This is a genomic window from Xanthomonas maliensis (assembly GCF_009192945.1).
Classification (GTDB): domain Bacteria; phylum Pseudomonadota; class Gammaproteobacteria; order Xanthomonadales; family Xanthomonadaceae; genus Xanthomonas; species Xanthomonas maliensis.
In genome coordinates, this window is the sequence record NZ_NSET01000111.1 from 1 (window position 1) to 961 (window position 961).

The window sequence follows — 961 nt, forward strand, 5'->3', positions numbered from 1 at the left end:
CGATGCTGATCGCCGGCGGTGTGGCGGTGGTCATCGTCAGCAGCCTGCTGGCCTGGTTGATCACCCGCAGCCTGACCCAGCCGTTGAGCCGCGCCACCCGTGCCGCCGAGGCGATCGCCCAGGGCCGGCTGGACAGCGACGTGCGCACCACGGCCACCGACGAACCCGGCCGGCTGCTCAGTGCCATGGGCACGATGCAGACGCAGCTGCAGCGCTTCTCCAGCGAGACCGCACGGATGATCGAGCTGCATGCCGACAAGGACATTAGCCACCGCATGCCGCAGGATTTCCCCGGCGTCTACGGCGAGTTGAGCACGGGCATCAACACCATGATGTTCGAGCACCTCGATGCCATCGTCGAAGCGGTCGAGATCCTCAACGCCTATGCCCGTGGCGACCTGCGCCGCGACGCCCGCCGCCTGCCGGGCAGCCGCGCGGTGCTCCACGAATCGATGGATGCGGCCAAGGCCAGCCTGCAGGCGATCAACACCGAGATCCAGCGCCTGGCCTCGGCGGCCGCGGCCGGCGACTTCAGCGCACGCGGCGACGCGCAGCGCTTCGAGCACGACTTCCTGCGCATGGTGCAGGACCTCAACGCGATGATGGAGGTCAGCGACGTCAACCTGGGCAAGCTGTCGGCGCTGCTGCAATCCATCGCCGCCGGCGATCTCACTGCGCGCATGCACGGCGACTTCAAGGGCGTGTTCGCCCGTATGCGCGACGACGCCAATGCCACCACCGAACAGCTGACCGGCATCGTCGGCCGCATCCAGAACGCTGCCGCCAGCATCTCCTCGGCCACCAGCGAAATCGCTGCCGGTAACCAGGATCTGTCGCAGCGTACCGAACAACAGGCCGCCAACCTGGAAGAAACCGCCGCCTCGATGGAGGAACTGACCTCCACCGTCAAACAAAATGCCGAAAGCGCCCGTCAGGCCAATCAGCTGGCCATCGGCGCCGC

1 protein-coding gene is annotated in these 961 nt (G+C 67.2%); it reads left to right on the forward strand.

All coding sequences use genetic code 11. The annotated features are described in order from the left end of the window. On the forward strand, positions 1 to 961 hold a 961-nt coding region (locus CKY51_RS22100), incomplete at both ends, for a methyl-accepting chemotaxis protein (RefSeq protein WP_152250048.1).